The following is a 24758-nucleotide window of genomic DNA, read 5'->3' as shown; positions in this document are numbered from 1 at the left end:
GTCGGCCGGGCCGACTTCCCGCGCCTTGTCGGCCGGAAACGGCGCCCTCTGGGGCCTGCTGATGCGCGCGTCCGAGCCTCCCCGCGCCGTGTGTCCACCCGCGCTGGGGGGAGCCCGCCCCTGCACGAGAAGTCGGCCCATTCGACTTCTCGTGCAGGGGACTGAGGCCTTGGGCCCCGGCTGGCCAGGGTTCGCTGGTCAGCCGGGGCTGACTCCCCGCCCCTGTGGGCCCGCCGCCTTCGGCCGGCGCCCTTGGCTCCGGCCGCGTACGAGAAGTCGGCCAGGTCGACTTTCTGTGCGTGTCCCCGATCGGCTGGCGGACGAAATATGCCGACCGGTCTACATAGCGCCGGGGCCGTGTGCTGTTGTGCACGAGAAGTCGGCCGGGCCGACTTTCTGTGCGTGGCCCCGGTTGGGCTTTGGGGTGGAAATCATCGGTCGGTCCACGTGGCGCGCCTCTGGGCCTGTTGCGGGAGAAGCCGGCCGGGGGCTTCGGCCGGAGCCTCGGCTCCCTCCCCTGCGCCAGAAGTCGGCTGGGCCGACTTCTGGCGCGCAACCTCCGCAACCTCCGCAACCCCCGCTGCGCCGGGAGGCCAGGGGCTGGGCCGGGCCGGTTGCTACCGGCTCGGCGGGGAGGCCGTCGTCGTGCCGGTCGGGGACGGTGCGGGCGTACCGGTCGGGGCCGGCGTGGCGGACGGTGTCGACGAGGGCGTCGACGAGGGCGTCGACGACGACGGCGACGGGTCGGCAGGGGAGGTGGCGGATCCACCGCGGTTGTGCGGTCCGCCCTCCAGGGTGACCACCGCCTGGGAGGGCGGCAGCGCGATCCGGGCGGTCCAGTGCGTGGTCGGCGTCTGGTCCTCGTCCACGGTGACGATCACGGTGATCCGCTGGCCGGGCGCCAGGGTGCCGGCGTCGCGGCTGAGCCGGAGCCAGCCCGCGTCCGTCTCCGCGTGCCAGCGGATCTCCGTGGTGCCGGAGTTGGTGAGGGTGAGGATGGTCCGGCTGCCGTACTCGGCGGCCTCGACGGTGAGCAGTCCGGCGGGGGCGGGCTCGCCGGTGCCCGGTGCGGAGGCCTGGTCGGCCGACGGGGCCGGTGCGGCGACCAGGGACGGGCTGCCGAGGAGGGCGGCGCCGTGGGCCGGGACGGGGATCACCGCGCCCTGGAAGGTGAGCCTCGGAAAACCGGGAAGCAACGTTTCTGCACCCGCCGCACCGGCACCCCCCGCACCACCACCCCCCGCGATCGCCCCGGTCCCGGCCCCCGCCAGCTCCGTCCCGGGCATGCCGGACGACCCGGGGGCTACCGATCCGTCCACCGCGGGCCGCGGCCGCTGTCCGGCCGGGTGTCCGGCCGCGTCCACCCGCACCGCCGACACCGCGGCCGTCGATCCCGACCCGGTGCCGCCCCGGTGCCCGGCCCAGAGCGCGACCACCGGCGCCGCCAGTACGGCCGCGAGCACCCCGGTGGTCACCACCCGTCGGCGCACCGCCAGCCCGCGCCCGGCGTCCGGCATCCGGTGCCGGGGAAAGCCGGTCCGGTCGAACCGCAGCCCCGGTTCCACCGCCCGCGCCGCAGCCACCCGAGCCGCAACCACACACCGCACGGCCGCCCCGGGGCCGTCGGCCGTGGGATCAGCCGTAGCCCCAGCAGCCGTCGCCCCACCAGCTGTCGCCCCGGCAGCCGGTGCCGACGCCGGGCCGGTGGCCGTGGCGGCCCGGGCGGCACCCGCCGGAGCCCGCAGCAGGGTCGGCCCCGACAGCCCCGCCGCACCTCCCGTACGCCCCGCGCCCTCGGCACCTCCCGCACCCTCCGCCGCCTCGCTCGCGGCCACCCGCTCCGCCGTCCCCCGGCAGGTCGGGCAGTCCACCACGTGCCGCACCAGCTCCCGTCGCAGCGCCGGGCCGAGCACCCAGTCCCGCCAGGACTCCGCCCCGGCCCCGCCGAGCCGGTCCAGCTCCGGGCAGCCGCCGACGCCGAGCACCAGCAGGGCCGCCCGGGTGCGGGCCACCTCGGCCTCGGCGGTGGCCAGCAGTGCGCGGGTCCGTTCGAACGGCAGGCCCAGAACCGCCGCCACCTCCAGCGGGGTCAGCCGGTGCCGGACGGAGAGCTCCAGTGCCTCGCGCTGCTCCGGGTCGGTTCCGGCGGCCTCGGGCCAGGCGAGCGAGGAGAGCTCGTGCCGCCGCCGGGCCGCCTCGGCCTCGTCCGGTTCGACGGTGTCGGCCCGCCCGGCCTCGGCACCGGTCCCGCCACCGGCCTCGCCACCGCTCCCGCCACCGCTCCCGCCCGCGAGGCGGCGCAGGCAGCAGTACCGGGCCAGCGAGAACAGCCATGCGCGCAGCAGCCCGGGCTCGGCCAGCCGGGCGCCGTGCCGCCGTGCCAGCTCGCGGACCTCGCTCAGGGCGTCGGCGGCCGCATCGTGCTCGCACAGCACCGAGAGGCAGTAGGTGAACAGGCCGTCCACCTGCCGGTCGTACGCCGCGAGCGCGGCAGCGGCCCGTGCCGCGGCCTGCGCCCCGGCCTGCGTCCCGGCCGGACGCGCCTGCGCCCCGGCCTGCGTCCCCGCCGACCCGGCCGGTCCGATCCGGGCCCCGGCCGACCCGGCCCGAGCCCCGCCCTGTCCACCGGAGCCCGACCTGACCGCCCGGCCCGGTGCACCCCACCTGCCCGGCTCGACCGACCCGGTCGGCCCAACAGTTCTCGTCGTCACCCGTCCGACGGTAGAGAACGCGGACGGCTGATCCCGGCCATTCGCCGTGTATGTACTTCTTTCGGGTAACAACATCGCCCATCTGTGTGGATGCGCGGCGAGCCCGCCGGCGGACCGTCGCTGTCGTACCCAGGCGCTACCGTGGGCCGCATGCCTCCGCGTTCCAAGACCACCGCCAAGCCGCGCCCGGCGTACCGCTGCACCGAGTGCGGCAACCAGCTGCCCAAGTGGGTCGGCCGCTGCCCGGAGTGCAACGCCTGGGGCACGGTCGAGGAGTACGGCGCGGTGCCGATCCGCACCACGGCCGCCGGCCCGGTCAGCGCGCCCGCCCGTCCGATCGCCCAGGTGGACGGCCAGGTCGCGACGGCCCGCTCGACGGGCGTGCCGGAGCTGGACCGGGTGCTCGGCGGCGGTCTGGTCCCCGGCGCGGTGGTGCTGCTGGCCGGCGAGCCCGGCGTCGGCAAGTCGACCCTGCTGCTGGACGTCGCCGCGAAGGCGGCCACCGCGCAGCACCGCACGCTCTACGTCACCGGCGAGGAGTCGGCCGGCCAGGTCCGGCTGCGCGCGGACCGGATCGACGCCCTCTCCGAGCACCTCTACCTCGCCGCCGAGCAGGACCTGGGCGCGGTGCTCGGGCACATCGAGGCGGTCAACCCCGGCCTGCTGATCCTGGACTCGGTGCAGACCATCGCCTCCGCCGAGCTGGACGGCGCCCCCGGCGGCCCGGCCCAGGTGCGCGAGGTGGCGGGCGCGCTGATCCGGGCGTCCAAGGAGCGCGGAATGGCGACGCTGCTGGTCGGCCACGTCACCAAGGACGGCCAGATCGCCGGCCCGCGCCTGCTGGAGCACCTGGTGGACGTGGTGCTGAGCTTCGAGGGGGACCGGCACGCCCGGCTGCGGCTCATCCGCGGGGTCAAGAACCGCTACGGCGCCACGGACGAGGTCGGCTGCTTCGAGCTGCACGACGAGGGCATCGTCGGCCTGGCCGATCCGTCCGGCCTCTTCCTGACCAGGCGTGACAAGCCCGTTCCGGGCACCTGCCTCACCGTCACCCTGGAGGGCAAGCGCCCGCTGGTGGCCGAGGTGCAGGCGCTGATGGTGGATTCGCAGATCCCGTCCCCGCGCCGTACGACCTCGGGCCTGGAGTCCCCCCGGATCGCGATGATCCTGGCCGTGGTCGAGCGGCACGGCGGGGTGAAGCTCGGCAAGCAGGACATCTACACCGCGACGGTCGGCGGGGTGAAGCTGACGGAGCCGTCCGCGGACCTCGCGGTGGCGCTGGCGGTGGCCAGCTCCTCCACCGACACCCCGCTGCCCAGCAACCTGGTGGCGATCGGCGAGGTCGGCCTGGCGGGCGAGGTACGGCGGGTGACGGGTGTGCAGCGGCGGCTCGCCGAGGCGCACCGGCTGGGCTTCACCCACGCCCTGGTCCCGCCGGACCCGGGCAAGGTCCCGGCGGGCATGAAGGTGGTCGAGGTGGCCGACATCGGCGAGGCCCTGCGGGCGATCCCGGGCCGCCGCCGTGCGGCCGCCAAGCCGCGCACCGAGCCGCGCGGTGAGGCCCCGTCGGCACCGCCGGCCCCGCGCTCCGCCCGGGCCGCGGACCGCCCGGCGGCGTACCCCGAGGAGCTGATGGACGGCTGGGAGCCGCTCGACTCCGACGAACTGCGCTGACCCAAGCCCTGCCGAAGCCACACACAGTTAGACTTTCTCCAGTCTCATTGGCCAGAAGGCAGTACCGAGCGGTACTGAGCGACAGAGCAACAGACCGCGGACCGGCGCACGGCGTGAGGCGCGCGGCACGGGTCGACCGGAGGAGTCACGTGGCAGCCAGCGACCGGGGGGCGGACAAGGCCTCCCGCGAGGAGGCCCTGCTGCGGGCCTCCCTCACCGCCATCGCGCCCGGTACCGCGCTTCGTGACGGCCTGGAGCGGGTCCTGCGGGCCAACACCGGCGGTCTGATCGTGCTGGGCTTCGACAAGACCGTCGAGTCCCTGTGCACCGGCGGCTTCGTCCTGGACGTCGAGTTCAGCGCCACCCGGCTGCGCGAGCTGTGCAAGCTCGACGGCGCGGTGGTGCTCGACAAGGACATCACCAAGATCGTCCGGGCCGGCGTGCACCTGATGCCGGACTCGACCATCCCCACCGACGAGACCGGCACCCGCCACCGCACCGCCGAGCGGGTCAACCGGCAGACCGGCTACCCGGTGGTCGCCGTCTCGCACTCGATGCGGCTGATCGCGATGTACGTCAACGGCACCCGCCGGGTGCTGGAGGACTCCACCACCGTGCTGTCCCGTGCCAACCAGGCGCTGGCCACCCTGGAGCGCTACAAGCTGCGCCTGGACGAGGTGGCCGGCACGCTCTCGGCGCTGGAGATCGAGGACCTGGTGACGGTCCGGGACGTCACCGCCGTGGCCCAGCGCCTGGAGATGGTGCGGCTGATCGCCACCGAGATCGCCGGCTACGTGCTGGAGCTCGGCATCGACGGCCGCCTGCTCTCGCTCCAGCTGGACGAGCTGATCGCGGGGGTGGAGCCGGAGCGCGAGCTGGTCGCCCGGGACTACTTCCCGGAGCGGGCCGCCAAGAAGGGCCGGACGGTCACCGAGGTGCTGGCCGACCTGGAGGCGCTGACCCACGCCGAGCTGCTGGACCTCCAGACCGTCGCCAAGGCGCTCGGCTACTCGGGTTCGCCGGAGTCGCTGGACTCCGCCGTCTCACCGCGCGGCTACCGCCTGCTGGCGAAGATCCCGCGCCTGCCCAACACGGTCATAGAGCGCCTGGTCGAGCACTTCGGCGGCCTCCAGAAGCTGCTGGCCGCGAGCATCGACGACCTGCAGACCGTCGAGGGCGTCGGCGAGACCCGTGCCCGCTCGGTCCGCGAGGGCCTGTCCCGTCTTGCCGAATCGTCCATCCTGGAGCGCTACGTCTGACCGGACGCGCAGCCGTACGGACGCCCGTGCCACGGCGACGGCCCCCGGGGAGCCCCTCCCCGGGGGCCGTCGCCCGTCCGCGACCGGTGCTCCCGCCCCGCGTCCGGCCCCGGGGAGGCGTTCCCCGGACACGACGGAGCCCCCGGCCGTGCGACGGCCGGGGGCTCCGGGGGAAGTTGACCGGTTCTCAGCTGTCCAGTCGGATCGACGCCCGCGCCGAGACCTTGTCCCCGGAGAGACCGGTGAGCTCCGCGAGCACCACGTAGGTGCCGCTCGGCGGCGGGGTCTGGTCGGCGGTGGCGCACTGCGGCTTGCTGCGGCTGCGGTCCCAGGTGAAGGTCTCGGTCTGGTTGCCGTTCGCGCCGAGCTGCACCCAGATGTTGCCCTTGTCGGCCGGGCAGTCGCCGGAGGACCAGACCCGGTCGTTGTTGCTGCCGCTCACCGTGATCACGGAGGCGGTGCGGCCCAGGTCCACCCGGCAGTTGGCGCCGGAGTTCTTGACCGTCAGGGCCAGCCGGGGCTTGTCCTTGGGCTGGTACGAGTTCTGGGTGCCGGCCAGCTCCAGTGCCACCTGCGAGGAGGTGCAGACCGGCAGCGCCATGATCTCGGGGGTGTTCACCGCCGGGACGCCGCCCGTGCTGCCGGAGCCGCCCGTGCCGCCACCGGTGCCGCCGCCGGTCGCCGGTGCGGCGCCGCCCCCGGGGGCCGGGTTGGCTCCGCCGGCGCCGGTGCCGCCGCTGAGGTTGACCTCGGTGCCGCCGCCTCCCGCCACCGGGCCGCCGGTGCCGCCGCCCGGGCGCGCCGCGGGGCCGCTCGGGGAGGCACCGGGCGTGATGGCCTGGGCCGGGGTCTGGGACTGGGAGGGAACGGCCTGCGCGGCGTTGCCCTGTGAGCCGCCGTCACCTCCCCCGCCCTGATCGATCATCAGCCAGGCGATCAGCGCGACGACCGCCGCGACGGCGACGAGCACGACGACGCGCCGACGCCAGTAGATCGAGGCCGGCAGTGGTCCGACGGGTTGACGCAGAGAAGGCACGATCAAACTCTACGAGACTGTGTGTGGCGATTGACTCACCAACACCGCACAGTCGCCCCTTCCTTCACATGATCCGCCATTTGACCCGTTCGAGCGAGCCCCAACCGGACGATTTTCCGGAAGTTCCCCCGGCGGGCAGTCGGCGGGCAACCGGGGGGCGACCGGCTGGCAGTCGGCTGGCAGTCGGGGGACGACCAGGGGGCGATCGGGAGCGATCCGGTCCACTTCGGCCCGGCGGGCGGGCATGGGAGGATCGAAGGGCCATGACTGCCATCACCGCTCCCGCCGCCGCCGGTGCCACCCGGCCGCCGATGCCCCTGCCGCTGTTCCACTCGACCGTCCTCGACTGGTACGAGGCGAGCAAGCGGGACCTTCCCTGGCGGGCCCCCGACACGACGCCGTGGGCGGTCATGGTGAGCGAGTTCATGCTCCAGCAGACCCCGGTCAAGCGCGTGCTGCCCGCCTGGGAGGCCTGGCTGACCCGCTGGCCGACCCCGGCCGACCTCGCCGCCGAGGCGCCCGGCGAGGCGGTCCGGATGTGGGGCCGACTGGGCTACCCGCGCCGGGCGCTGCGCTTGCACGCGGCCGCGGTGGCGATCACCGAGGAGCACGAGGGCGAGGTCCCGGACGACCACGCCACCCTGCTCTCGCTGCCCGGGGTGGGCGAGTACACGGCCGCCGCCGTCGCCTCCTTCGCCTTCCGCCAGCGGCACGTGGTGCTGGACACCAACGTCCGCCGGGTCTTCGCCCGCGCGGTGACCGGCGTGGAGTACCCGGCCCAGGCCACCACCGCCGCCGAGCGCCGCACCGCCACCGCGCTGCTGCCGGACGACGCCGAGACCGCCGCCACCTGGGCGGTCGGCGTGATGGAGCTGGGCGCGCTGGTCTGCACCGCGCGCGGCCCGGAGTGCGGCGACTGCCCGCTGTTCACCGCCTGTGCCTGGCAGCGGGCCGGCCGCCCGCCGTACGAGGGCCCGGCCCGGCGCGGACAGTCCTACGAGGGGACGGACCGCCAGGTGCGCGGCAAGCTGCTCGCGGTGCTGCGCGAGGCGCACGGGACGGTGCCGCAGGCCCGGCTGGACGCGGTCTGGCCGGACGCGGTGCAGCGGGCCCGGGCGCTGGACGGCCTGGTGGCGGACGGCCTGGTCGAGCCGGTCGAGCAGGGCGTGTACCGGCTGCCCCAGTAGCCGCCCCCGCGAACGAAGCGCGAAGGCCCCGCGAACGAAGCGCGAAGGCCCCGCGAACGAAGCGCGAAGGCCCCACGGCCGGAGCGCGAAGCCCCCGCGAACGAAACACGGCGCCCCCGGGAGGACGTACCTCCCGGGGGCGCCGTACGGGCGGGGGCCGTCAGACGGCCGCCGCCTCCAGCGAGGCCTCGGCCGGCTTCTCGCCCTTGCCCGTCCCGCGCAGCGGCACCTCGCGCAGGAACACCGCCGCGGCGATCGCGATCACGGCCACGCCCGCACCCCACAGGAAGACGGTGTGCATGCCGTTGGACACCGCGTGGTGGTAGGCGTCCTGGACGGCCTCGGGGAGCTTGCGCAGGGCGGCCGGGCTCATCTGGCCCGGGTCCTGAACGCCGCCGCCCGCGGTGGCCTGCTCGCCGAGCCGCTCCTTCATGGTGTCGGTCACCCGGTTGTTGAACAGCGCGCCGAAGAGCGCGACACCGAAGGAACCGCCGATGGTGCGGAACAGGGTGGCGGTGGAGCTGGCCACGCCCATGTCCTTGAGCTCGACGCTGTTCTGCGCGACCAGCATGGTGATCTGCATCAGGAAGCCCATGCCGGCGCCCAGCACGACCATCCAGCAGGCCGAGGTGAAGCTGCTGGTCCCGGTGCCCATGGTGGAGAGCAGGATCATGCCGCCGGTCATCACGAGGGTGCCGATGATCGGGTAGATCCGGTACTTGCCGGTCTTGGTGACGGCCTGGCCGACCACCAGCGAGATCACCAGCATGCCGAACATCATCGGCATCAGCAGCAGCCCGGAGTTGGTGGCCGAGGCGCCCTGGACGATCTGCTGGTAGAGCGGCAGGAAGACGGTCGAGCCGAACATCACGAAGCCGACGACGAAGCCGATGATCGAGACCAGGGTGAAGTTCAGGTTGCGGAACAGGCTCAGCGGGAGCATCGGCTCCTCGACCCGCTGTTCCACGTAGCAGAAGGCGATCAGCGAGGCGGCGGCGAGCGCGGCCAGGCCGAGGATCTCCTTGGAGCCCCAGGCGTACTGCTGGCCGCCCCAGGTGGTGATCAGCACCAGCGAGGTGATGCCCACGGTGAGCAGGACGGCGCCCAGGTAGTCGATCTTGGCGGTGCTGCGGACCTTCGGCAGCTTCAGGGTGACGACGACCACGGCGAGCGCGACGACGCCGAGCGGCAGGTTGATGTAGAAGGTCCAGTGCCAGCTCAAGTGGTCGGTGATGAAGCCGCCGACCAGCGGGCCGCCGATGGTGGCGAGGGCCATCACCGCGGCGAACATGCCCTGGTACTTGCCGCGGTCGCGCGGCGGCACGAGCGCGCCCATGATCGACATGACGCCGACCATCAGACCGCCGGCGCCCAGGCCCTGCACGGCGCGGAAGCCGATCAGCTCGTTCATGTTCTGGGACAGGCCGGACAGCGCCGAACCCACCAGGAAGATCACGATCGAGGTGAGGAAGGTGCCCTTGCGGCCGTACATGTCGCCGAGCTTGCCCCAGATCGGGGTGGAGGCGGCGGTGGCCAGGGTGTACGAGGTGACGACCCAGGACAGGTGCTCGGCGCCGCCGAGGTCGCCGACGATCGTCGGCATCGCGGTGCCGACGATCAGGTTGTCGAGCATGGCCAGCAGCATGGTGACGACCAGGCCGATCATCACGAGGCGGATCTCCCGCGGCGACCGCGGCTGTTCCTCCTCGGGCGTCTTGTCCTCCGGCACCGGGCCGACGGTCTTGGACTGTGACATGAGGTGGGGTCTCCCGGAGGGTGGTTCGGACGGAGCGGCGTGCCGTGCGGCGGCTCACTTACTTGTCGCCCGGCTAGTTTATCGACCGTCGGCACGGTAGGTTGTTTACTAGCCGGTCGTCAAGCCAGTTTCCCGACCGGCCTTCTGGGCAGGGAGAATGAGTCCGGAGCGGCTCCCGCCCCGGGGTCCGCAACAGTCACCGACGCAGTCATGAGGCAGGCCATGGCCACTCCGCACAGCCCCCGCAGCGACACCCGGGCTCGCATCATCGAGGTGTCGCTGGAGCTCTTCTCCGAGCAGGGCTACGAGCAGACCTCACTGCGTGAGATCGCCGACCGCCTGGGCGTCACCAAGGCCGCGCTCTACTACCACTTCAAGACCAAGGACGACATCGTCCTGGGCATCGTCGAGCGGATGGCCGCGCCGATCGACGACACCATCACGTGGGGCCGCAAGCAGGACTGGAGCCCCGCGGTGCGCGACGAGCTGATCCGCCGCTTCGCGGACGGGATGGCCGAGCGGGCCCCGCTGCTGCGCTTCTTCCACGAGAACCAGCCCGCGCTGCGCGAGTCCCCGGCCGGGCTGGCCTTCAAGGACCGCATGATCACCATGATGCAGCTGGTGCACGGTCCGGGCGCGGACTTCCACGACCGGCTGCGGGCCGCGATGGCGCTGTTCACCGTCCACTCGTCGCTGTTCCTGGTCAAGCAGGACAACGCGGACTGCCCCCACAGCCCGAACGTGTGGGGTGAGCAGCCGCCCCCCGCCGAGCTGGGCGAGGCGATCGGGGCGGCCCGGGACATCGCGCTGGAGATCGGCGCCCGGATCAGCCATCCGGCCGGCAGCGTCGGCTGAGCGCGGCGCCGGGCGGGAACGGGGCGGGGCAGGAACCGGGCCGGTCGGGAGCGACGGCCGGGAACGACGGCCGGGAACGACGGCCGGGAGCGACGCCGACCGGGCGCCGCCGGGCGGCTCAGAAGTTCGTGACGCCGTGCCCCGCGAGGTACGCGATCGGGTTGACCACCGCGCCGTAGCGGTTGCTGGTGCGGATCTCGAAGTGCAGGTGCGGGCCGGTCGAGTTGCCGGTGCTCCCGGACAGCCCGATCCGCTCGCCCGCCGACACCCGCTGGCCCGCCGAGACGGCGACCGAGGACATGTGGGCGTACTGCGCGTAGTGCCCGTCCGCCAGCCGCAGCACGACCTCCTTGCCGTACGCGCCGTCCCAGCCGGCCGACACCACGGTCGCGTCGCCGACCGCCAGCAGCGGCGTGCCCGGGGAGACCGCGAAGTCCACCCCGGTGTGGTAGCCGGCCGCGTAGCCGCGGTTGGGCTTCCCGTACGGATTGCTGGTGGGCGCGTTCGGCACCGGCGCCGACCACCCCGGGGCGGGCGCGGGCTCCTGCGCGGGTTCGGGCTCGGGTTCGGGTTCGGGCTCCGGGGCCGGCTCGGCGGCGGGGTCCGGACCGGGGTACGGCGGTTCGAGCGGCAGCAGGTTGGGCGCCACCGCCACGAACTGCTGCGCCGAGTCGCCGTCGTCGGGCAGCTTGTACGGACTCGGGCCGGCCACCTGGACCAGGCCCGCGCTCGGCACCTCCGCCCGCGGCACGGTGAAGGCCGAGCTGCCCGGGGTGGTGGGCAGGACGGTCTGCGCCGAGGCCGTGCCCGGGGTGGCCACCAGCAGCACACCGGCGAGCAGCGTGGCGACCGCTCCGGCCGAGACCAGCGCGTGGTCGTGCTCGGCCCGCTGTCGGCTGCCGGGCAGCGTGGTGTGCCGGGGCGACCCGAGGGCACGCAACGGCGTGGCGGCGTGGGTGTGGACGGCACGGCCGATCCGGGGCTGCCAGACGGACGCGCGGGTGCGGACGGCGTGGCCGATCCGGGGCTGCCAGGCGGCGGCCTGGGCCGCCGTGCGGGCGGCGAGCCGGCGCAGGGCCGGCCCCACGGGCGGGACGGTGGACATCGCTTGCCGAACCTCACGGGTCGTACGAGGGCAGCACGAAGGGCCCGTTCGGGCGCGTGCTGAGCGGGGGACCACTCAGGTGTAACGGTCACCGAGCGGACGCCCAAACGGTGTGACGTACTACGGGATGTAGTCAGCGTGGCGCGGGAGATTCAAACCGACGGAGTAATGATCATGAGATCGGATCGCTCACGACCGCTCCGTGGCACCCGCCGCGTCCCCGGCATCCGCTACTACCGCCGCTCGTACCGCGCCGAAGGCCTGTGACCAGCACCACGCGCGGCCGGGGTTTGACCGGCTCGAACCGCTTTCCGTCCGCACCGCTGACCGGTCCGGCCCGCTGGGGGACCATCGAGCCATGTATGGCAACAGGAGCGAAGACCCCGACGCCAGTGACCGCCCGAGCCTGTCGGACCGTCGCTTCGCCGCCCTGCGCGGCTGCGAGCGGCTGCTGTCCGGGCCCCGGCCGCAGAGCATCCGCGAACGCCTCGCCGACCTCGCCGGCCCGCCGCCGGGCGGGCCCGGGGCCGCTCCCGACCTGGACGGCCGCCCGGACCTGGACGGCCGCCCGGACCAGTACGGCGACGGCGTGCTCCGCACCCTGGAGCAGCGGGTCGCCGGGCTGCTCGGCACCGAGGACGCGGTGTTCCTCCCGACCGGCACGATGGCCCAGCAGATCGCCCTGCGGATCCACGCCGAGGCGGCCGGGTCGCGCACCGTGGCCACCCACCCGCTGGCCCACACCGACCGGCACGAGCGGCACGCGCTCGGCGTGCTGTCCGGGCTGCGCAGCCTCTGGCCGACCGAGGCGCCGCGCCAGCCCACCGCCGCGGAACTGCGCGCCCTGGACGAGCCGTACGCCGCACTGAGCCTGGAGCTGCCGCTGCGCGACGCCGGGTTCGTGCTGCCCGGCTGGGCGGAGCTGGTGGAGCTGGCCGCGGTGGTGCGGGAGGAGCACGGTGCGGCGCTGCACCTGGACGGCGCCCGGATCTGGGAGTCCGCGGTGGCCCTCGGCCGTCCGCTGCCGGAGGTCGCGGGCCTGGCCGACTCGGTCTACGTCTCCTTCTACAAGACGCTCGGCGGGATCAGCGGCGCCGCGCTGGCCGGCCCCGGCGGCTTCGTCCGCACCGCCCGGGCCTGGCGGCACCGCTACGGCGGGCAGCTCTACCAGCAGTGGCCGTTCGCGCTGGCCGCGCTGGCCGGGCTGGAGCGCGAACTGCCGCGGCTGGCCCGGTACGTGGGGCACGCCCGGACGGTGGCCGAGGCGCTGGCCCGGGCGTTCGCCGCCGTCCCCGGCGCCCGGGTGCACCCGGCCCCGCCGCACACCCACCAGTTCCAGCTCTGGCTGCCGTACCCGGCGGGGGAGTTGGAGGAGGCAGGGCTGGGGCTGGCCGAGGACACCGGGATCGGGCTGTTCGGGGCCTGGCGCGCGTGCGGTCCGCCGGGGCTGTCGATGACCGAGGTCACGGTCGCCGCGCCCGCCCTCGACTGGACCGGCGCCGACGTCGCGGTGGCGGCCGCCGCCTTCCTGGACCGGCTGCCGGCCGGTAAGGCCTGACGGCCGGGTCGGCGGGCGCCGGGGTCCGGCACGGCGCCGGGGTTCGGTGAGGCGCCTGGGCTCGGCGAGGCGGGCGGGCCCGGAAAGGCGTCCGGCCCGCCCCCGCGCGCTGCGGGGACGGGCCGGACGTGGAGTTGTCAGAGCTGCCTGGTCACAGGCCGATCGCTACCGGGGTGGCGATCAGTTGTCGACCGGGCGGACCCGGATCCAGGTCTCCAGGTAGTTCGAGGACTCGTTCTCGACCTCGATGCTGGTGCCGGTCTTCGGCACGTTGACACCGCTGTACGGGTTGTCCTTGCTCCACCACGACTTCAGGTCGTTGAACTCGTCGACGCCCTTGGCCTTCGGCACGACGGTCTCGACGCCGGCCTTGTGCAGGGTCATCCCGGAGGTGCGGCGCGAGCCGAAGGTGGAGTCGTAGCCCTGCATGCGCGGACGCATCAGGGTGCCGTCGCTCCACTTCAGCGGGGTCGGGTGCGAGTCGACCGGCAGGATCAGGCCCTGGCCGGGGTGGGCGCTGACGTTGTTGTCGGTCTGCGACTCGTCCCAGTACCAGACCAGCAGGCCGGGCTGGTACGGGTAGTACTCGACCCAGTTCGGGCGGTCGGCGAAGCCGAAGTTGTACGGGCCGGTCTTCAGGGTCCGGTCGTAGGACACGTACTGCCGGTTCTCCGCGATGTAGTACTGCGCGTAGTCCTTGGTGTACGAGCCGCCAAAGCGGGAGAAGCCGTCGGCCACCCAGCCGTTGTCACCGTTCTCGACGTCGTCGCTGAACACGGTGGCGCCGTCGGCGACGACCGCGATGTTGTCCAGCGTCAGGCCGCGGAAGTGCAGGCCGCCGTCGGTGCTGTTGTGGTAGCGGAACTTGATCTGCTTGCCCGCGTAGGCGTCCAGGTTGAAGGACAGGTCGCCCCAGGTGGCCACCTGGCCGCTGAGGGCCGGACGGTCGTTCTCGCGGGGCAGCGCGGTGCCGTTCCAGGTGCCGTCGACGACGGTCCAGGTCTTGCCGCCGTCGGTGGAGACCTCGCCGAACGCGTAGTCGAAGTCCTGCTCCAGCTCGTACCAGGCCTTGGCGTTGATGCTGGCCTTGGTCTTGCCGGTCAGGTCGATGTCGCGGGTGAGCGTGACGTTCAGGTTGTCGGCGCTGCCGCTCCACCACTCACCGGCGCCGGCGAACGGCTTGTTGATCTCGGTGGTGATCTTCTTCGCGGGGAGGTCGACGATCAGACCCTGCGGCAGGTTGCTGTTGTACTCCGCCGGGCCGATGTGGTGGGTCGACTCGGTGCCGGCCTTGGCGCGGTCGGCCTTCAGCCAGCCGAGCTTGTACTTGCTCCAGGCGTCGAGGTCGTTCGGCATGTCGCCGATGCTGCCCTTGCCCTCGCCGAGCCAGGAGCCCGAGGACATCAGCGACCAGAAGCCGACCGAGTTGTCGATGCCCTTGCCGGCGGTGTCGTAGAGGTCCGGCAGACCGAGGTCGTGGCCGTACTCGTGGGCGAAGACGCCGAGGCCGCCGTTCTCCGGCTGCATCGTGTAGTCGCCGATCCAGATGCCGCTGGTGCCGACCTGGACGCCGCCGAGCTTGTTGCCGTCGGGGCCGGCCGTGCCCTGCAGGTTGCCGTAGACGTACGAGCGGTGGGCCCACAGGGCCTTGCTGCCCTGCTTGCCGCCGCCGGCCGACTTGTCCTCGCCGGCGTGCACGATCTGGAAGTGGTCGATGTACCCGTCGGGCTGGTTGAAGTTCCCGTCGTGGTGCGAACCGTAGCGGTCCCACTGGTCGTACTGGGCCAGGGTCGCCTTGATCTGGGCGTCGGTCTGACCCTTGGCCAGCTGGTCCTTGTACCAGATGTCCACGGCGTCGCGGATCAGGTCCTGCGCGCTGGCGCAGACGTTGGAGCCGCAGTAGTCCGAGCCGTAGCGGGCCTCGTTCCACGGGACCCGGACCCAGTCCGAGACCACGCCGTCGACCGAGTAGCGGCCCGAGGACTGCTGCTCGTAGTAGGTCTTCAGCGAGGGCTTGTCCTTGGCGAAGTACAGGTCCTGGAAGTGCTGCTGGTTGTAGTCGGCCTGCCACGCGGTCGAGTTGTTGGTGGCCGGGTCCGGCTTCGCGATCTCGTTGTGCTTCGGGCCGGCCTCGCCGCCGTACTTGACCTTGCCGTCCGGCGTCTTGGTGGTGTTGTCCACCTGGTCACCGAAGTCGACGAGGATGGTGAAGATCTTGTCCGTGCGCTCGCGGGCGAGCTCCACGTACTTGTCCTTGCCGAGCTTCACACTGGTGGAGCCGTTGTGCTTCTCGACCTGGGCGGTGCCGTCGAGCAGCTTCTGGGTGGCGGCCTTCTGCTCCGCCTCCACCTTCGCCGTCAGCGGGCCCGGGATGTTGTGCTCGGTGCTCTGGACGGCGTCGGCCGGGTCCCGCGGGACCGGGGCCGAGCCTGCGGCGACGGCGGTGGCCGGGAACAGGCCCGCGCCGAGCGTGACTATGACCGCTGCGGCAGTGGCAGCCGCAGCGGTTCTCCTGGTGTTCTTCAACGTTGTGACGTCCTCCCCGACCGGGGCCAGCTGTTGGCCAAAGCCCGGCAAACCAAAATGAAAGACAGGTGGACGTCATTTGATACAAGCGTGCACAGAAAAGATAGACCTTGACCGTGACATGGTCACGGCGCTATCCTCCGCGACTTCCCATCACCTGACCGTCTGTCAACCGTATGTTCGTTAAAGGTCGCTGAGAAACCGGGCGCACCCGCACCAGCCGGAGCGGAGGCCAGCCATCCGGGTCCGGACCGCGCCGGGCGCGGCGGAAGCGGAACGCGCCGAGCCCCCGGCGTCAACGCCGGGGGCTCGGTGGCTGTGAAGTTGTCTGTTAAAAGTTGGGTTACTTCGTCAGGTCCGGACCGGACGAGGCTACCGCGGCCGGGGTGTCCGCGACGGCCGACTTCTCCTCGCCGCGGAAGGTGAACTTGGCGTCCTTGCCCTCGCCCTCGACGTCCACGACGACGATGTGGCCGGCCCGCAGCTCGCCGAAGAGGATCTTCTCGGAGAGGTGGTCCTCGATGTCGCGCTGGATGGTGCGGCGCAGCGGACGGGCACCCAGGATCGGGTCGTAGCCGCGCTTGGCCAGCAGCTTCTTGGCCTCGACGCTGAGCTCCAGGCCCATGTCCTTGTCCTTGAGCCGCTCGTCCACCTTGTCGATCATGAGGTCGACGATCTGGATGATGTCGTCCTCGGACAGCTGGTGGAACACCACGATGTCGTCGACACGGTTCAGGAACTCGGGGCGGAAGTGCTGCTTGAGCTCCTCGCCGACCTTCGCCTTCATCCGCTCGTACCCGGTCTGGGTGTCGCCCGCGGCCGCGAAGCCGAGGTTGAAGCCCTTCGAGATGTCCCGGGTGCCGAGGTTGGTCGTCATGATGATGACGGTGTTCTTGAAGTCGACCACGCGGCCCTGGGAGTCGGTCAGGCGACCGTCCTCCAGGATCTGCAGCAGCGAGTTGAAGATGTCCGGGTGGGCCTTCTCGACCTCGTCGAAGAGGACGACCGAGAACGGCTTGCGGCGGACCTTCTCGGTCAGCTGGCCGCCCTCCTCGTAGCCCACGTAGCCGGGCGGGGAGCCGAACAGCCGGGAGACGGTGTGCTTCTCGGAGAACTCGGACATGTCGAGCGCGATCAGCGCGTCCTCGTCGCCGAACAGGAACTCCGCCAGCGTCTTGGACAGCTCCGTCTTACCGACGCCGGACGGGCCGGCGAAGATGAACGAACCGCCGGGGCGCTTCGGGTCCTTGAGGCCCGCACGGGTGCGCCGGATGGCCTGGGAGAGCGCCTTGATGGCGTCCTTCTGGCCGATGACGCGCTTGTGCAGCTCGTCCTCCATGCGCAGCAGGCGGGACGTCTCCTCCTCGGTCAGCTTGAAGACCGGGATGCCGGTGGCGGTGGCCAGGACCTCGGCGATGAGCTCCTCGTTGACCTCCGCGACGACGTCCATGTCGCCGGCCTTCCACTCCTTCTCGCGCTTGGCCTTGGCCTGCAGGAGCTGCTTCTCGTCGTCGCGCAGGGACGCGGCCTTCTCGAAGTCCTGCGCGTCGATCGCGCTCTCCTTCTCGCGGCGCACGTCGGCGATCTTCTCGTCGAACTCGCGCAGGTCCGGCGGCGCGGTCATCCGGCGGATGCGCATTCGGGAACCGGCCTCGTCGATCAGGTCGATCGCCTTGTCCGGCAGGAAGCGGTCCGAGATGTACCGGTCGGCCAGGGTCGCGGCGGCGACCAGGGCGGAGTCCGTGATGGAGACCCGGTGGTGGGCCTCGTAGCGGTCGCGCAGACCCTTCAGGATCTCGATCGTGTGGGGCAGCGACGGCTCGGCGACCTGGATCGGCTGGAAGCGGCGCTCCAGCGCGGCGTCCTTCTCCAGGTGCTTGCGGTACTCGTCCAGGGTGGTGGCACCGATGGTCTGCAGCTCGCCGCGGGCCAGCATCGGCTTGAGGATGCTGGCGGCGTCGATGGCGCCCTCGGCGGCGCCCGCGCCGACCAGGGTGTGCAGCTCGTCGATGAACAGGATGATGTCGCCGCGGGTGCGGATCTCCTTGAGCACCTTCTTCAGGCGCTCCTCGAAGTCACCGCGGTAGCGCGAGCCGGCCACCAGGGCGCCCAGGTCCAGCGTGTAGAGCTGCTTGTCCTTGAGCGTCTCCGGGACCTCGCCCTTGACGATCGCCTGGGCCAGGCCCTCGACCACGGCGGTCTTGCCGACGCCGGGCTCACCGATCAGCACCGGGTTGTTCTTGGTGCGGCGGGACAGCACCTGCATGACCCGCTCGATCTCCTTCTCGCGCCCGATGACCGGGTCGAGCTTGGCCTCGCGGGCGGCCTGGGTGAGGTTGCGGCCGAACTGGTCCAGGACCAGGGAGGTCGACGGGGTGCCCTCGGCGGGCCCGCCGGCCGTGGCCGACTCCTTGCCGCCGCCGGTCTGGTAGCCGGAGAGCAGCTGGATGACCTGCTGGCGCACCCGGTTGAGGTCGGCGCCCAGCTTCACCAGGACCTGGGCGGCGACGCCCTCGCCCTCGCGGATCAGGCCGAGCAGGATGTGCTCGGTGCCGATGTAGTTGTGGCCGAGCTGGAGGGCCTCGCGGAGCGACAGCTCCAGGACCTTCTTCGCCCGGGGGGTGAAGGGAATGTGACCGGACGGGGCCTGCTGGCCCTGGCCGATGATCTCCTCGACCTGCTGGCGAACGGCCTCAAGAGAAATCCCGAGGCTCTCCAGGGCCTTGGCGGCGACGCCCTCGCCCTCGTGGATCAGACCCAGGAGGATGTGCTCGGTGCCGATGTAGTTGTGGTTGAGCATCCGGGCTTCTTCCTGAGCCAGGACGACAACCCGCCGCGCGCGGTCGGTGAACCTCTCGAACATCGTTTATCGCTCCTCAGAGCGGTCGGGCAGTTCGGGGTCCGTCCCCGCCCTGTCCTTCCGCATGCTAGTCCCGCTCAGCGGCGCGGCCCACGGATTCACTCCCCGGTAGAGGAGCGAGATGCTGCGCGACCAGCCGACACCAATCCCAACCTGATGCTGGGAATCGGTGTTCCCACAGGCGGGCCGGATGCACCGGATTCCGCTACGCCATCGGCGAACACGAGCCGCCGGGGGCGCGGCCGGAACCGCTCCGGCCGGTCGCACATACTGCCCCTGGACGGGCCGAAGAACCCGTCCACCTGCATTCATACCCGGTATCGGGGCGGTTCTCGCGCAGTTTCCGCGGTGGCGGTGTTCGCCTGGCGAGAAGTCGGGCCGTGGTGGCGGGGGTTCGACCGCGGCCGGGTGGCCGGGCGGGCCGCCCGGTGGTGTCCGCGTCACCGCTTCGCCCCTACAGCGTTGCACAGCCCGTGATTGTTCCGCCGCCCGAGCACGTGCCCGGACGTGCGCCCGGACCCGGGTGTGCGCCCGGGGCCGCCCGGCCTCCGGTGCCGGGTCGACGGTGCCCCATGGGGCACGCGCCGCGGGGCGCGGAGGAGACTCCTCCGCGCCCCGTGCGTGTGATGGCGGCGCCACCTCCGGCCGCCGGGGCCCCGCACCCGCTCCGGCGGGCCGACGGCGTCGGATCAGGACGCGTTGGCCTTCTCGTAGGCCTCGCGCACGTTGCTCGGAACGCGGCCGCGGTCGTTGACCTCCAGGCCCTGCTCCTTGGCCCACGCGCGGATCTTGGCGGTGTCGGGCGCACCGCCGCCGGACGGCCGCGCCGCCCCGCCGCGGCCAGGGCGACGGGTGCCGGCGAGCCGGCCGCTCTGCTTGCGGCCCTTCTCCACGTACGGCGCCAGCAGCCCGCGGAGCTTGTCCGCGTTGGCGCTCTTCAGGTCGATCTCGTAGGCAACGCCGTCGAGGGCGAACGTCACCGTCTCGTCCGCCGAACCGCCGTCGAGATCGTCTTCAAGAATGACCTGCACCCTCTGTGCCACGGGCTTCCCTTTCCGCTAAACGACCCATTGCCTGAGGAAAGGAAAGCGCCTTTCTCCGGAAAACACAAACCCTTGACCCCGGTGGAGCGTCTCAGAGGTGCAGCAGCATGCGCGAGTTGCCCAGTGTGTTGGGCTTCACCCGCTCCAGGTCGAGGAACTCGGCGACGCCTTCATCGTACGAGCGGAGGAGTTCTTCATAGACATCCGTAGCGATCGCCGCCGGGTCTGTCGTACCATCATCGGTTTCCTGGACCTCGCCGATCTCGACGAAACCATGTTTCGCGAAGAAGGCGACCTCGAACGTCAAGCAGAAAATCCGACGGACGCCCAGCCAGCGTGCGGTCTGCACCAGCTTCTCCAGCAGCAGGTGCCCGATCCCGGTGCCCCGGGCGGCCGGATCCACCGCGAGCGTGCGGACCTCGGCGAGGTCCTCCCACATCACGTGCAGTGCGCCGCAGGCCACCACCACGCCGTTGTCGTCGCGTTCCGCGACCCAGAACTCCTGGACGGATTCGAACAGTGTGACTGTGGGCTTGTCCAGCAGAATGCCGTCGCGCGAGTAGGCGTCGATGAGCCCGCGCACTGCCCGCACGTCCGTGGTCCGCGCCCGGCGGATGGTGACCTCCATGGTCGGGACGTTATCGCGCCGCCCCCGGTTCCGTCCCCCCGGTATCCGGTCCGCCGTCCGCGGAATCGGCGCCGGCCGGATCGGACGGGAACAGTGCGGCCACCCGCAAGGCGTCCCGGAGCGCTTCGCGTTGCTCGGGCGACATCAGGCCGAAGAAGTGCACCAGGGCCGCCGCCGGATTGTCACTGGTGGCCCAGGCGTCGTTCATCAGGGCCGCCGTGTACGCCTCGCGCGAGGAGACCGGTTCATATCGATAGGCCCGGCCGACCCGCTCGCGGCGCAGCCAGCCCTTTCTGTGCAGCTTGTCCAGGACGGTCATCACCGTGGTGTACGCGATTTCGCGTTCCGACCGCAGATCCAGGAGAACCTCGCGAACCGTGACCGGTCGGTTCCACTGCCACACCCGGGTCATGATGGCGTTCTCAAGTTCGCCGAGTTGCCGGACCATAGTGCGGCCAGGATAGGGAGTGAATGGGGCAAATCTTGTGAAGTGCGCCAAACCGGCGCGCCGCCACCCCCGGAATCGGGAATGGCGGCGCGCCGGTCGTTCGGGACGGCTGACGGTGTCAGTCGACGTCTTCCTTGGCCCGCTGGGCCCCGCCCTGGCTGCGGATGATGGCCCGCACCAGGAATCCGAAGCCGATCGCCATGACCAGCGGCGGCACGATCGCGCTGACGTAGTCCATCAGGTCACTCCTCCTCGGTCTTCTCCGCCGTCGCGGCGGAAGCCTTCGGCTCCGGCTTCACCAGCGGGAAGAGCACCGTCTCCCGGATGTTCTTGCCGGTCAGCAGCATGATCAGGCGGTCCACGCCGAGGCCGAGGCCACCGGTCGGGGGCATCGCGTACTCCAGGGCGCGCAGGAAGTCCTCGTCCACCTGCATCGCCTCGACGTCGCCGCCGGCCGCCAGCAGCGACTGGGCGGTGAGGCGGGCACGCTGCTCGACCGGGTCGACCAGCTCGGAGTAGGCGGTGCCGATCTCCGTACCGAAGATCACCAGGTCCCACTTCTCGGCCACACCGGGCCGCGAGCGGTGCTGGCGGGTCAGCGGGGAGACCTCGGTCGGGTAGTCCTTGATGAAGGTCGGCCGGACGGCGTTCTCCTCCAGCAGGCGCTCGACCATCTCCAGCACGATCTGACCGTGGCCCCAGTCCTTCTCGAACGGGATGCCGTGCTCGGTGGCCAGCTTGCGCAGCTCCTCGACACCGGTCTCCGGGGTGACTTCGGCGCCCAGGCGGGCGGAGATGCCCGGGTAGACGCTGACCTCCTCCCACGGCTCGGCCAGGTCGATCTCGTGCTCGACGCCGTGCGCGTCCACGCCCTTGATCACCGTGGTGCCCAGCGCGTCCCGGGCCGCGTTGACGATCGTCTCGCGGATCAGCTCGGCCTGGGTGTCGTAGTCGCCGTACGCCTCGTACGACTCCAGGGAGGTGAACTCCGGGTTGTGGGTGGAGTCCGCGCCCTCGTTGCGGAAGTTGCGGTTGATCTCGAAGACCTTCTCGGCGCCGCCGACCACCAGCCGCTTGAGGTACAGCTCGGGGGCGATGCGCATGTAGAGGTCGATGTCGTACGCGTTGATGTGGGTCTTGAACGGACGCGCGTTGGCGCCGCCGTGCACCGGCTGGAGCATCGGGGTCTCGACCTCGATGTAGCCGCGGTCCTCGTAGGTGCGGCGGATCGAGCGGACGACCTTGCTGCGCAGGTGCAGGATCTCGCGGGCCTCGGGGTTGACGATCAGGTCCACGTAGCGCTGGCGGACCCGGGCCTCCGGGTCGGTCAGGCCCTTGTGCTTGTCCGGCAGCGGCCGCAGGCACTTGGCGGTGAGCTCCCAGCGGTCCACCATCACGGACAGCTCGCCGCGCTTGGAGGTGATCACCTCGCCCTCGACGCCCACCTGGTCGCCGAGGTCGATGTCGGTCTTCCAGGCCGCCAGCCGCTCGGCGCCCAGCTTGTCCAGGGAGAACATCACCTGGAGGTCGCCGGTGCCGTCGCGCAGGGTGGCGAAGCAGAGCTTGCCGCCGGTGCGGGAGAGGATGACGCGGCCGGTGACGCCGGCCCGCTCGCCGGTCGCGGTGTCCGGCTCCAGGTCCGGGTGCTTGGCGCGCAGGTCGGCGATGGTGGTGGTGCGGGGGAATCCGACCGGGTACGGGTCGACGCCGGCCGCCCGGAGCCGGTCCAGCTTCTCGCGCCGGACGCGCATCTGCTCGGGAAGGTCGTCGGTCGCGGGAACAAGGCTCTGATCGCTCACCCCACAAGGGTAGCCAGCCACACGTGGTGCTCCGCGCCGGGATTGCCGCGGGGGAGGCCGCGACGGGCGGCCTCCCCCGGATCGGCGGGTCGGCGCGGCTCAGCCGGTTCCGGTGGCGAGTTCGACGTCCTCGATGCCCTCGACGTCCTCGGGGGACCGGTCGGCGGGCGGGGCGGGGGGCTTGGGGCGGCGGCCGAACAGTTCGGCGGGGGTGGGCATCCGGTGCGGACGGGGCGGGTTCTTCGCGGCGGCGGGCTGCTCCGGGCGGGAGTCGGTGCTGCTCATGGTGGTCCGTCCTCCTACAGGGGTGGGGTGACTGTGCGGGGGTGCGGCGGGGCTCGGTACGGCCACCAGGTGGCGGGGCGCCCCGGTGTGCAGGGCGAGCCGCTCGCGGACGGCGGCCTCGGCCAGTGCGTGGCAGCGCCCGGCGAGCCGGGAGCGGCGGGCCCGCTCGCCGTGGCCGCAGGGCTGGCGGGTCAGCCCGCGCAGTGCGGTGAGGTCCTCCGGACCGGGCAGGTACCCGTCGCTCACCGCCTCCTCCAGCCGTTCCAGGTAGCCGGGGGCGCTGCCGGGCAGGGCGGACCGGTAGCGCCCGAGGTCGGCGAGCAGGAAGGCGCGCAGCCGGCCGCCCTCGTGGACGGCCTCGTCGATCGCCTCGGTCAGGCGCAGGGCGTCCTGGACGTCCTCCGCCCAGAGTTCGGCGCAGGGCCCGGCGAAGGCCGGCCGGGCGGGTCCCTGGAGGTGGACGGGGACGGCGGGGTGCAGGGCTTGGGCGAGGGCTCGGCGCAGCACGCGGACTTCGTCGGCGCTGAAGGCCATGCCGCCGCGCGATCCGTGTGGCGTAGGCATGGGCTGACACTACGTGAGGAATATCCGATTTGTCGGTAACCTCGCGCCGAACCACCCACGTTCGGCCTGGTGAAAAAACCTTTCGTCGCCGCCTGTAACGCCGCCCGAGGTGCACCGGGTCATTCAGGTGTCAGGGGAGAGCGAACGAGGGGGCCGGGCAGGATGCAACCGGACGGTCAGGAGAAGGCGGCCCGGGGCGGGCGGCGGGACGAGGACTTCCAGGCCTTCGCGGCCACCCGCGCGCGACCGCTCTACCGCTCGGCCTGCCTGCTCACCGGCGGGGACACCCACCTCGCCGAGGACCTGGTGCAGGAGGCGCTCGGGCGGGTCTACGCCCAGTGGCACCGCACCTCCTGGTTCGGGGCCGGGCGCCGGATCGACAATCCGGCCGGGTACGCCCACACCGTGCTGGTGCGGGCCTTCCTCTCGCACCGCGGCCGCCGCTCCAGCGGCGAGCGGCCGGTCGGCGAGGTGCCGGACGGCGCGGCCCCGCAGGGCGACCCGGAACTGCGGCTGACCCTGGTGGACGCGCTCGGCCGGCTCGCGCCGCGCGACCGGGCGGTGCTGGTGCTCCGCTACTGGGAGGACCGCAGCGTCGAGGAGACCGCCGCGGTCCTGCACAGCACCCCGGGCGCCGTCCGGACCCAGTCCCACCGCGCGCTCGGCCGGATCCGCGCGGTGCTCGGCGGCAGCCTCGACGAGCTCGCCGGGCGCTGAGCCGTCGGCCCGCCCGCACATCACGTCAACTCGATCGGTAGAGAGGTTGGTTCAGCATGTCCGCAGAGCACGACGGGCCCGAGGAGCGGTTCGAGCGGGCCTTCACGGAGGCCATCGGCAGGGCCGGTGCGGCCTACGACACCGACGGCACCCGGCTGGTCGACACCGGCTGGTCGTACGGCCGCCGGCTGCGTCGCCGCCGGCGGGCGGGCACCGCGGTCGGCGCCGCCGCCCTGGCCCTGGTCGGGGTGGGCGGAGCCGCGCTCGGCGGCCTGCTGCCGGGCGGGGGCCCGGCCGTGGTCGGCGCGGCGTCGGGCGCGGCGTCGGGCGGGGCGTCGGCGACCCCCGTGGCCGGGGTCACCGGCCCGGAGTTCGAGCAGATGCTCATCGAACTCCTGCCGCCCGGCACGGTGACGGTGAAGGTGGGCGAGGCCCGCGGGACCGAGAGCGACACCCCGCAGCTGCGGCTGGTGCTGGACGACGGACGGGGAGCGGCGCAGTTCCTGTTCTGGATCATGCGTGACGCGGGTGGGGCGGCGTCCAAGCCCTGCCCGGCCGCGCCGACGGGCGGTGACTCCTGCGCCGATTCCGACCTCCCGGACGGCAGCCACCTGCAGCTCTACCAGGCCGCCACCCGGGACAACGAGCCGGCCGGCTCGAAGACGTGGGCCGCCGTGCTGTCCGGGAACGGCTACCGGATGATGCTCCAGGAGTGGAACCGCGAGCCGCTGGAGCGGGGCGCGCCGA

16 protein-coding genes and 2 pseudogenes are annotated in these 24758 nt (G+C 72.3%); 7 read left to right on the top strand and 11 right to left on the bottom strand.

The genetic code is table 11. The annotated features are described in order from the left end of the window. Positions 1–617 precede the first annotated feature (617 nt). Positions 618–2465 carry a sigma-70 family RNA polymerase sigma factor gene (locus AB0E96_RS10775; protein ID WP_359821155.1) on the bottom strand — a complete coding sequence of 616 codons (1848 nt, stop codon included), beginning with the start codon at positions 2463–2465 and terminating at the stop codon, positions 618–620. A 396-nt stretch (positions 2466–2861) separates the two neighbouring features. Between AB0E96_RS10775 and radA the strand changes: the two genes are divergently transcribed. Together radA and disA are read left to right on the top strand one after the other, a co-directional pair. Further along, the gene (gene radA, locus AB0E96_RS10770; protein WP_359821153.1) at positions 2862–4385 is read left to right on the top strand and encodes a DNA repair protein RadA; all 1524 of its coding nucleotides are present in this window, start codon (positions 2862–2864) and stop codon (positions 4383–4385) included. Between the two features lie 200 nt (positions 4386–4585). Then, the gene (disA, locus tag AB0E96_RS10765; protein ID WP_188306273.1) at positions 4586–5644 is read left to right on the top strand and encodes a DNA integrity scanning diadenylate cyclase DisA; all 1059 of its coding nucleotides are present in this window, start codon (positions 4586–4588) and stop codon (positions 5642–5644) included. Positions 5645–5831: 187 nt separating this feature from the next. Here the strand turns inward: disA and AB0E96_RS10760 are convergent, their stop codons facing one another. After that, positions 5832–6680: a hypothetical protein gene (locus tag AB0E96_RS10760; RefSeq protein ID WP_359821151.1), complete on the bottom strand. Its 849-nt coding sequence runs from the start codon at positions 6678–6680 to the stop codon at positions 5832–5834. Between the two features lie 311 nt (positions 6681–6991). Between AB0E96_RS10760 and AB0E96_RS10755 the strand changes: the two genes are divergently transcribed. Further along, on the top strand, positions 6992–7867 hold the full coding sequence (locus AB0E96_RS10755; protein ID WP_359821177.1) for an A/G-specific adenine glycosylase: 876 nt from the start codon (positions 6992–6994) through the stop codon (positions 7865–7867). 160 nt (positions 7868–8027) lie between these two features. Here AB0E96_RS10755 and AB0E96_RS10750 read toward each other — a convergent pair whose 3' ends face one another. Continuing rightward, positions 8028–9533 carry an MDR family MFS transporter gene (locus tag AB0E96_RS10750; protein ID WP_359821175.1) on the bottom strand — a complete coding sequence of 502 codons (1506 nt, stop codon included), beginning with the start codon at positions 9531–9533 and terminating at the stop codon, positions 8028–8030. A 312-nt stretch (positions 9534–9845) separates the two neighbouring features. Here AB0E96_RS10750 and AB0E96_RS10745 point away from each other — a divergent pair, with 312 nt between their 5' ends. Next, complete coding sequence (locus AB0E96_RS10745; RefSeq protein WP_359821150.1) at positions 9846–10478, top strand: helix-turn-helix domain-containing protein; 633 nt, start codon at positions 9846–9848, stop codon at positions 10476–10478. Between the two features lie 118 nt (positions 10479–10596). Here AB0E96_RS10745 and AB0E96_RS10740 read toward each other — a convergent pair whose 3' ends face one another. Continuing rightward, positions 10597–11583, bottom strand: coding sequence for a M23 family metallopeptidase (locus AB0E96_RS10740; protein ID WP_359821148.1), 987 nt, complete (start codon positions 11581–11583; stop codon positions 10597–10599). Between the two features lie 358 nt (positions 11584–11941). Here AB0E96_RS10740 and AB0E96_RS10735 point away from each other — a divergent pair, with 358 nt between their 5' ends. Then, positions 11942–13141, top strand: a complete 1200-nt coding sequence (locus AB0E96_RS10735) for a beta-eliminating lyase-related protein (RefSeq protein ID WP_359821147.1) — start codon at positions 11942–11944, stop codon at positions 13139–13141. A gap of 180 nt (positions 13142–13321) precedes the next feature. Here the strand turns inward: AB0E96_RS10735 and AB0E96_RS10730 are convergent, their stop codons facing one another. The 7 genes and pseudogenes from AB0E96_RS10730 to AB0E96_RS10700 all read right to left on the bottom strand — a co-directional run bounded on the left by AB0E96_RS10730 (position 13322) and on the right by AB0E96_RS10700 (position 23294). Next, a complete protein-coding gene (locus tag AB0E96_RS10730; protein WP_359821145.1) occupies positions 13322–15667 on the bottom strand; it encodes an immune inhibitor A domain-containing protein in 2346 nt (781 codons plus the stop codon). 343 nt (positions 15668–16010) lie between these two features. Continuing rightward, positions 16011–18530, bottom strand: coding sequence for an ATP-dependent Clp protease ATP-binding subunit (locus AB0E96_RS10725; protein ID WP_359821142.1), 2520 nt, complete (start codon positions 18528–18530; stop codon positions 16011–16013). Between the two features lie 686 nt (positions 18531–19216). Next, on the bottom strand, positions 19217–19570 hold the full coding sequence (locus tag AB0E96_RS10720; protein WP_359821139.1) for an Lsr2 family protein: 354 nt from the start codon (positions 19568–19570) through the stop codon (positions 19217–19219). 91 nt (positions 19571–19661) lie between these two features. Next, complete coding sequence (locus tag AB0E96_RS10715; protein ID WP_359821137.1) at positions 19662–20198, bottom strand: amino-acid N-acetyltransferase; 537 nt, start codon at positions 20196–20198, stop codon at positions 19662–19664. Positions 20199–20208: 10 nt separating this feature from the next. Next, positions 20209–20646, bottom strand: coding sequence for a BlaI/MecI/CopY family transcriptional regulator (locus tag AB0E96_RS10710; protein ID WP_359821135.1), 438 nt, complete (start codon positions 20644–20646; stop codon positions 20209–20211). Between the two features lie 242 nt (positions 20647–20888). Then, positions 20889–22424 (bottom strand): annotated as a pseudogene (lysX, locus tag AB0E96_RS10705) (bifunctional lysylphosphatidylglycerol synthetase/lysine--tRNA ligase LysX); the annotation flags it as partial. A 120-nt stretch (positions 22425–22544) separates the two neighbouring features. Continuing rightward, entirely contained in the window at positions 22545–23294 is a 750-nt protein-coding gene (locus AB0E96_RS10700) for a hypothetical protein (protein ID WP_359821132.1), read from the bottom strand. Between the two features lie 162 nt (positions 23295–23456). On the opposite strand from AB0E96_RS10700, the gene AB0E96_RS10695 reads away from it, so the two are divergent. Continuing rightward, a complete protein-coding gene (locus tag AB0E96_RS10695) occupies positions 23457–24011 on the top strand; it encodes a SigE family RNA polymerase sigma factor (protein ID WP_359821130.1) in 555 nt (184 codons plus the stop codon). 56 nt (positions 24012–24067) lie between these two features. Continuing rightward, a pseudogene (locus tag AB0E96_RS10690) lies at positions 24068–24758 on the top strand (hypothetical protein); the annotation flags it as partial.

The organism is Kitasatospora sp. NPDC036755 (assembly GCF_040636595.1).
Taxonomy (GTDB): domain Bacteria; phylum Actinomycetota; class Actinomycetes; order Streptomycetales; family Streptomycetaceae; genus Kitasatospora.
The sequence above is the reverse complement of the archived record's forward strand: the minus strand, read 5'-3'. Positions and strand labels throughout refer to the sequence as shown.

What these genes read in the sequence shown, in the direction of transcription:
- AB0E96_RS10725 (WP_359821142.1), bottom strand. Translation starts at nt 18,530, where the DNA reads ATGTTCGAGAGGTTCACCGACCGCGCGCGGCGGGTTGTCGTCCTGGCT.
- AB0E96_RS10755 (WP_359821177.1), top strand. Translation starts at nt 6,992, where the DNA reads ATGCCCCTGCCGCTGTTCCACTCGACCGTCCTCGACTGGTACGAGGCG.
- AB0E96_RS10710 (WP_359821135.1), bottom strand. Translation starts at nt 20,646, where the DNA reads ATGGTCCGGCAACTCGGCGAACTTGAGAACGCCATCATGACCCGGGTG.
- AB0E96_RS10750 (WP_359821175.1), bottom strand. Translation starts at nt 9,533, where the DNA reads ATGATCGGCCTGGTCGTCACCATGCTGCTGGCCATGCTCGACAACCTG.
- AB0E96_RS10695 (WP_359821130.1), top strand. Translation starts at nt 23,457, where the DNA reads ATGCAACCGGACGGTCAGGAGAAGGCGGCCCGGGGCGGGCGGCGGGAC.
- AB0E96_RS10715 (WP_359821137.1), bottom strand. Translation starts at nt 20,198, where the DNA reads ATGGAGGTCACCATCCGCCGGGCGCGGACCACGGACGTGCGGGCAGTG.
- AB0E96_RS10735 (WP_359821147.1), top strand. Translation starts at nt 11,942, where the DNA reads ATGTATGGCAACAGGAGCGAAGACCCCGACGCCAGTGACCGCCCGAGC.
- AB0E96_RS10740 (WP_359821148.1), bottom strand. Translation starts at nt 11,583, where the DNA reads ATGTCCACCGTCCCGCCCGTGGGGCCGGCCCTGCGCCGGCTCGCCGCC.
- AB0E96_RS10745 (WP_359821150.1), top strand. Translation starts at nt 9,846, where the DNA reads ATGGCCACTCCGCACAGCCCCCGCAGCGACACCCGGGCTCGCATCATC.
- radA (WP_359821153.1), top strand. Translation starts at nt 2,862, where the DNA reads ATGCCTCCGCGTTCCAAGACCACCGCCAAGCCGCGCCCGGCGTACCGC.
- AB0E96_RS10700 (WP_359821132.1), bottom strand. Translation starts at nt 23,294, where the DNA reads ATGCCTACGCCACACGGATCGCGCGGCGGCATGGCCTTCAGCGCCGAC.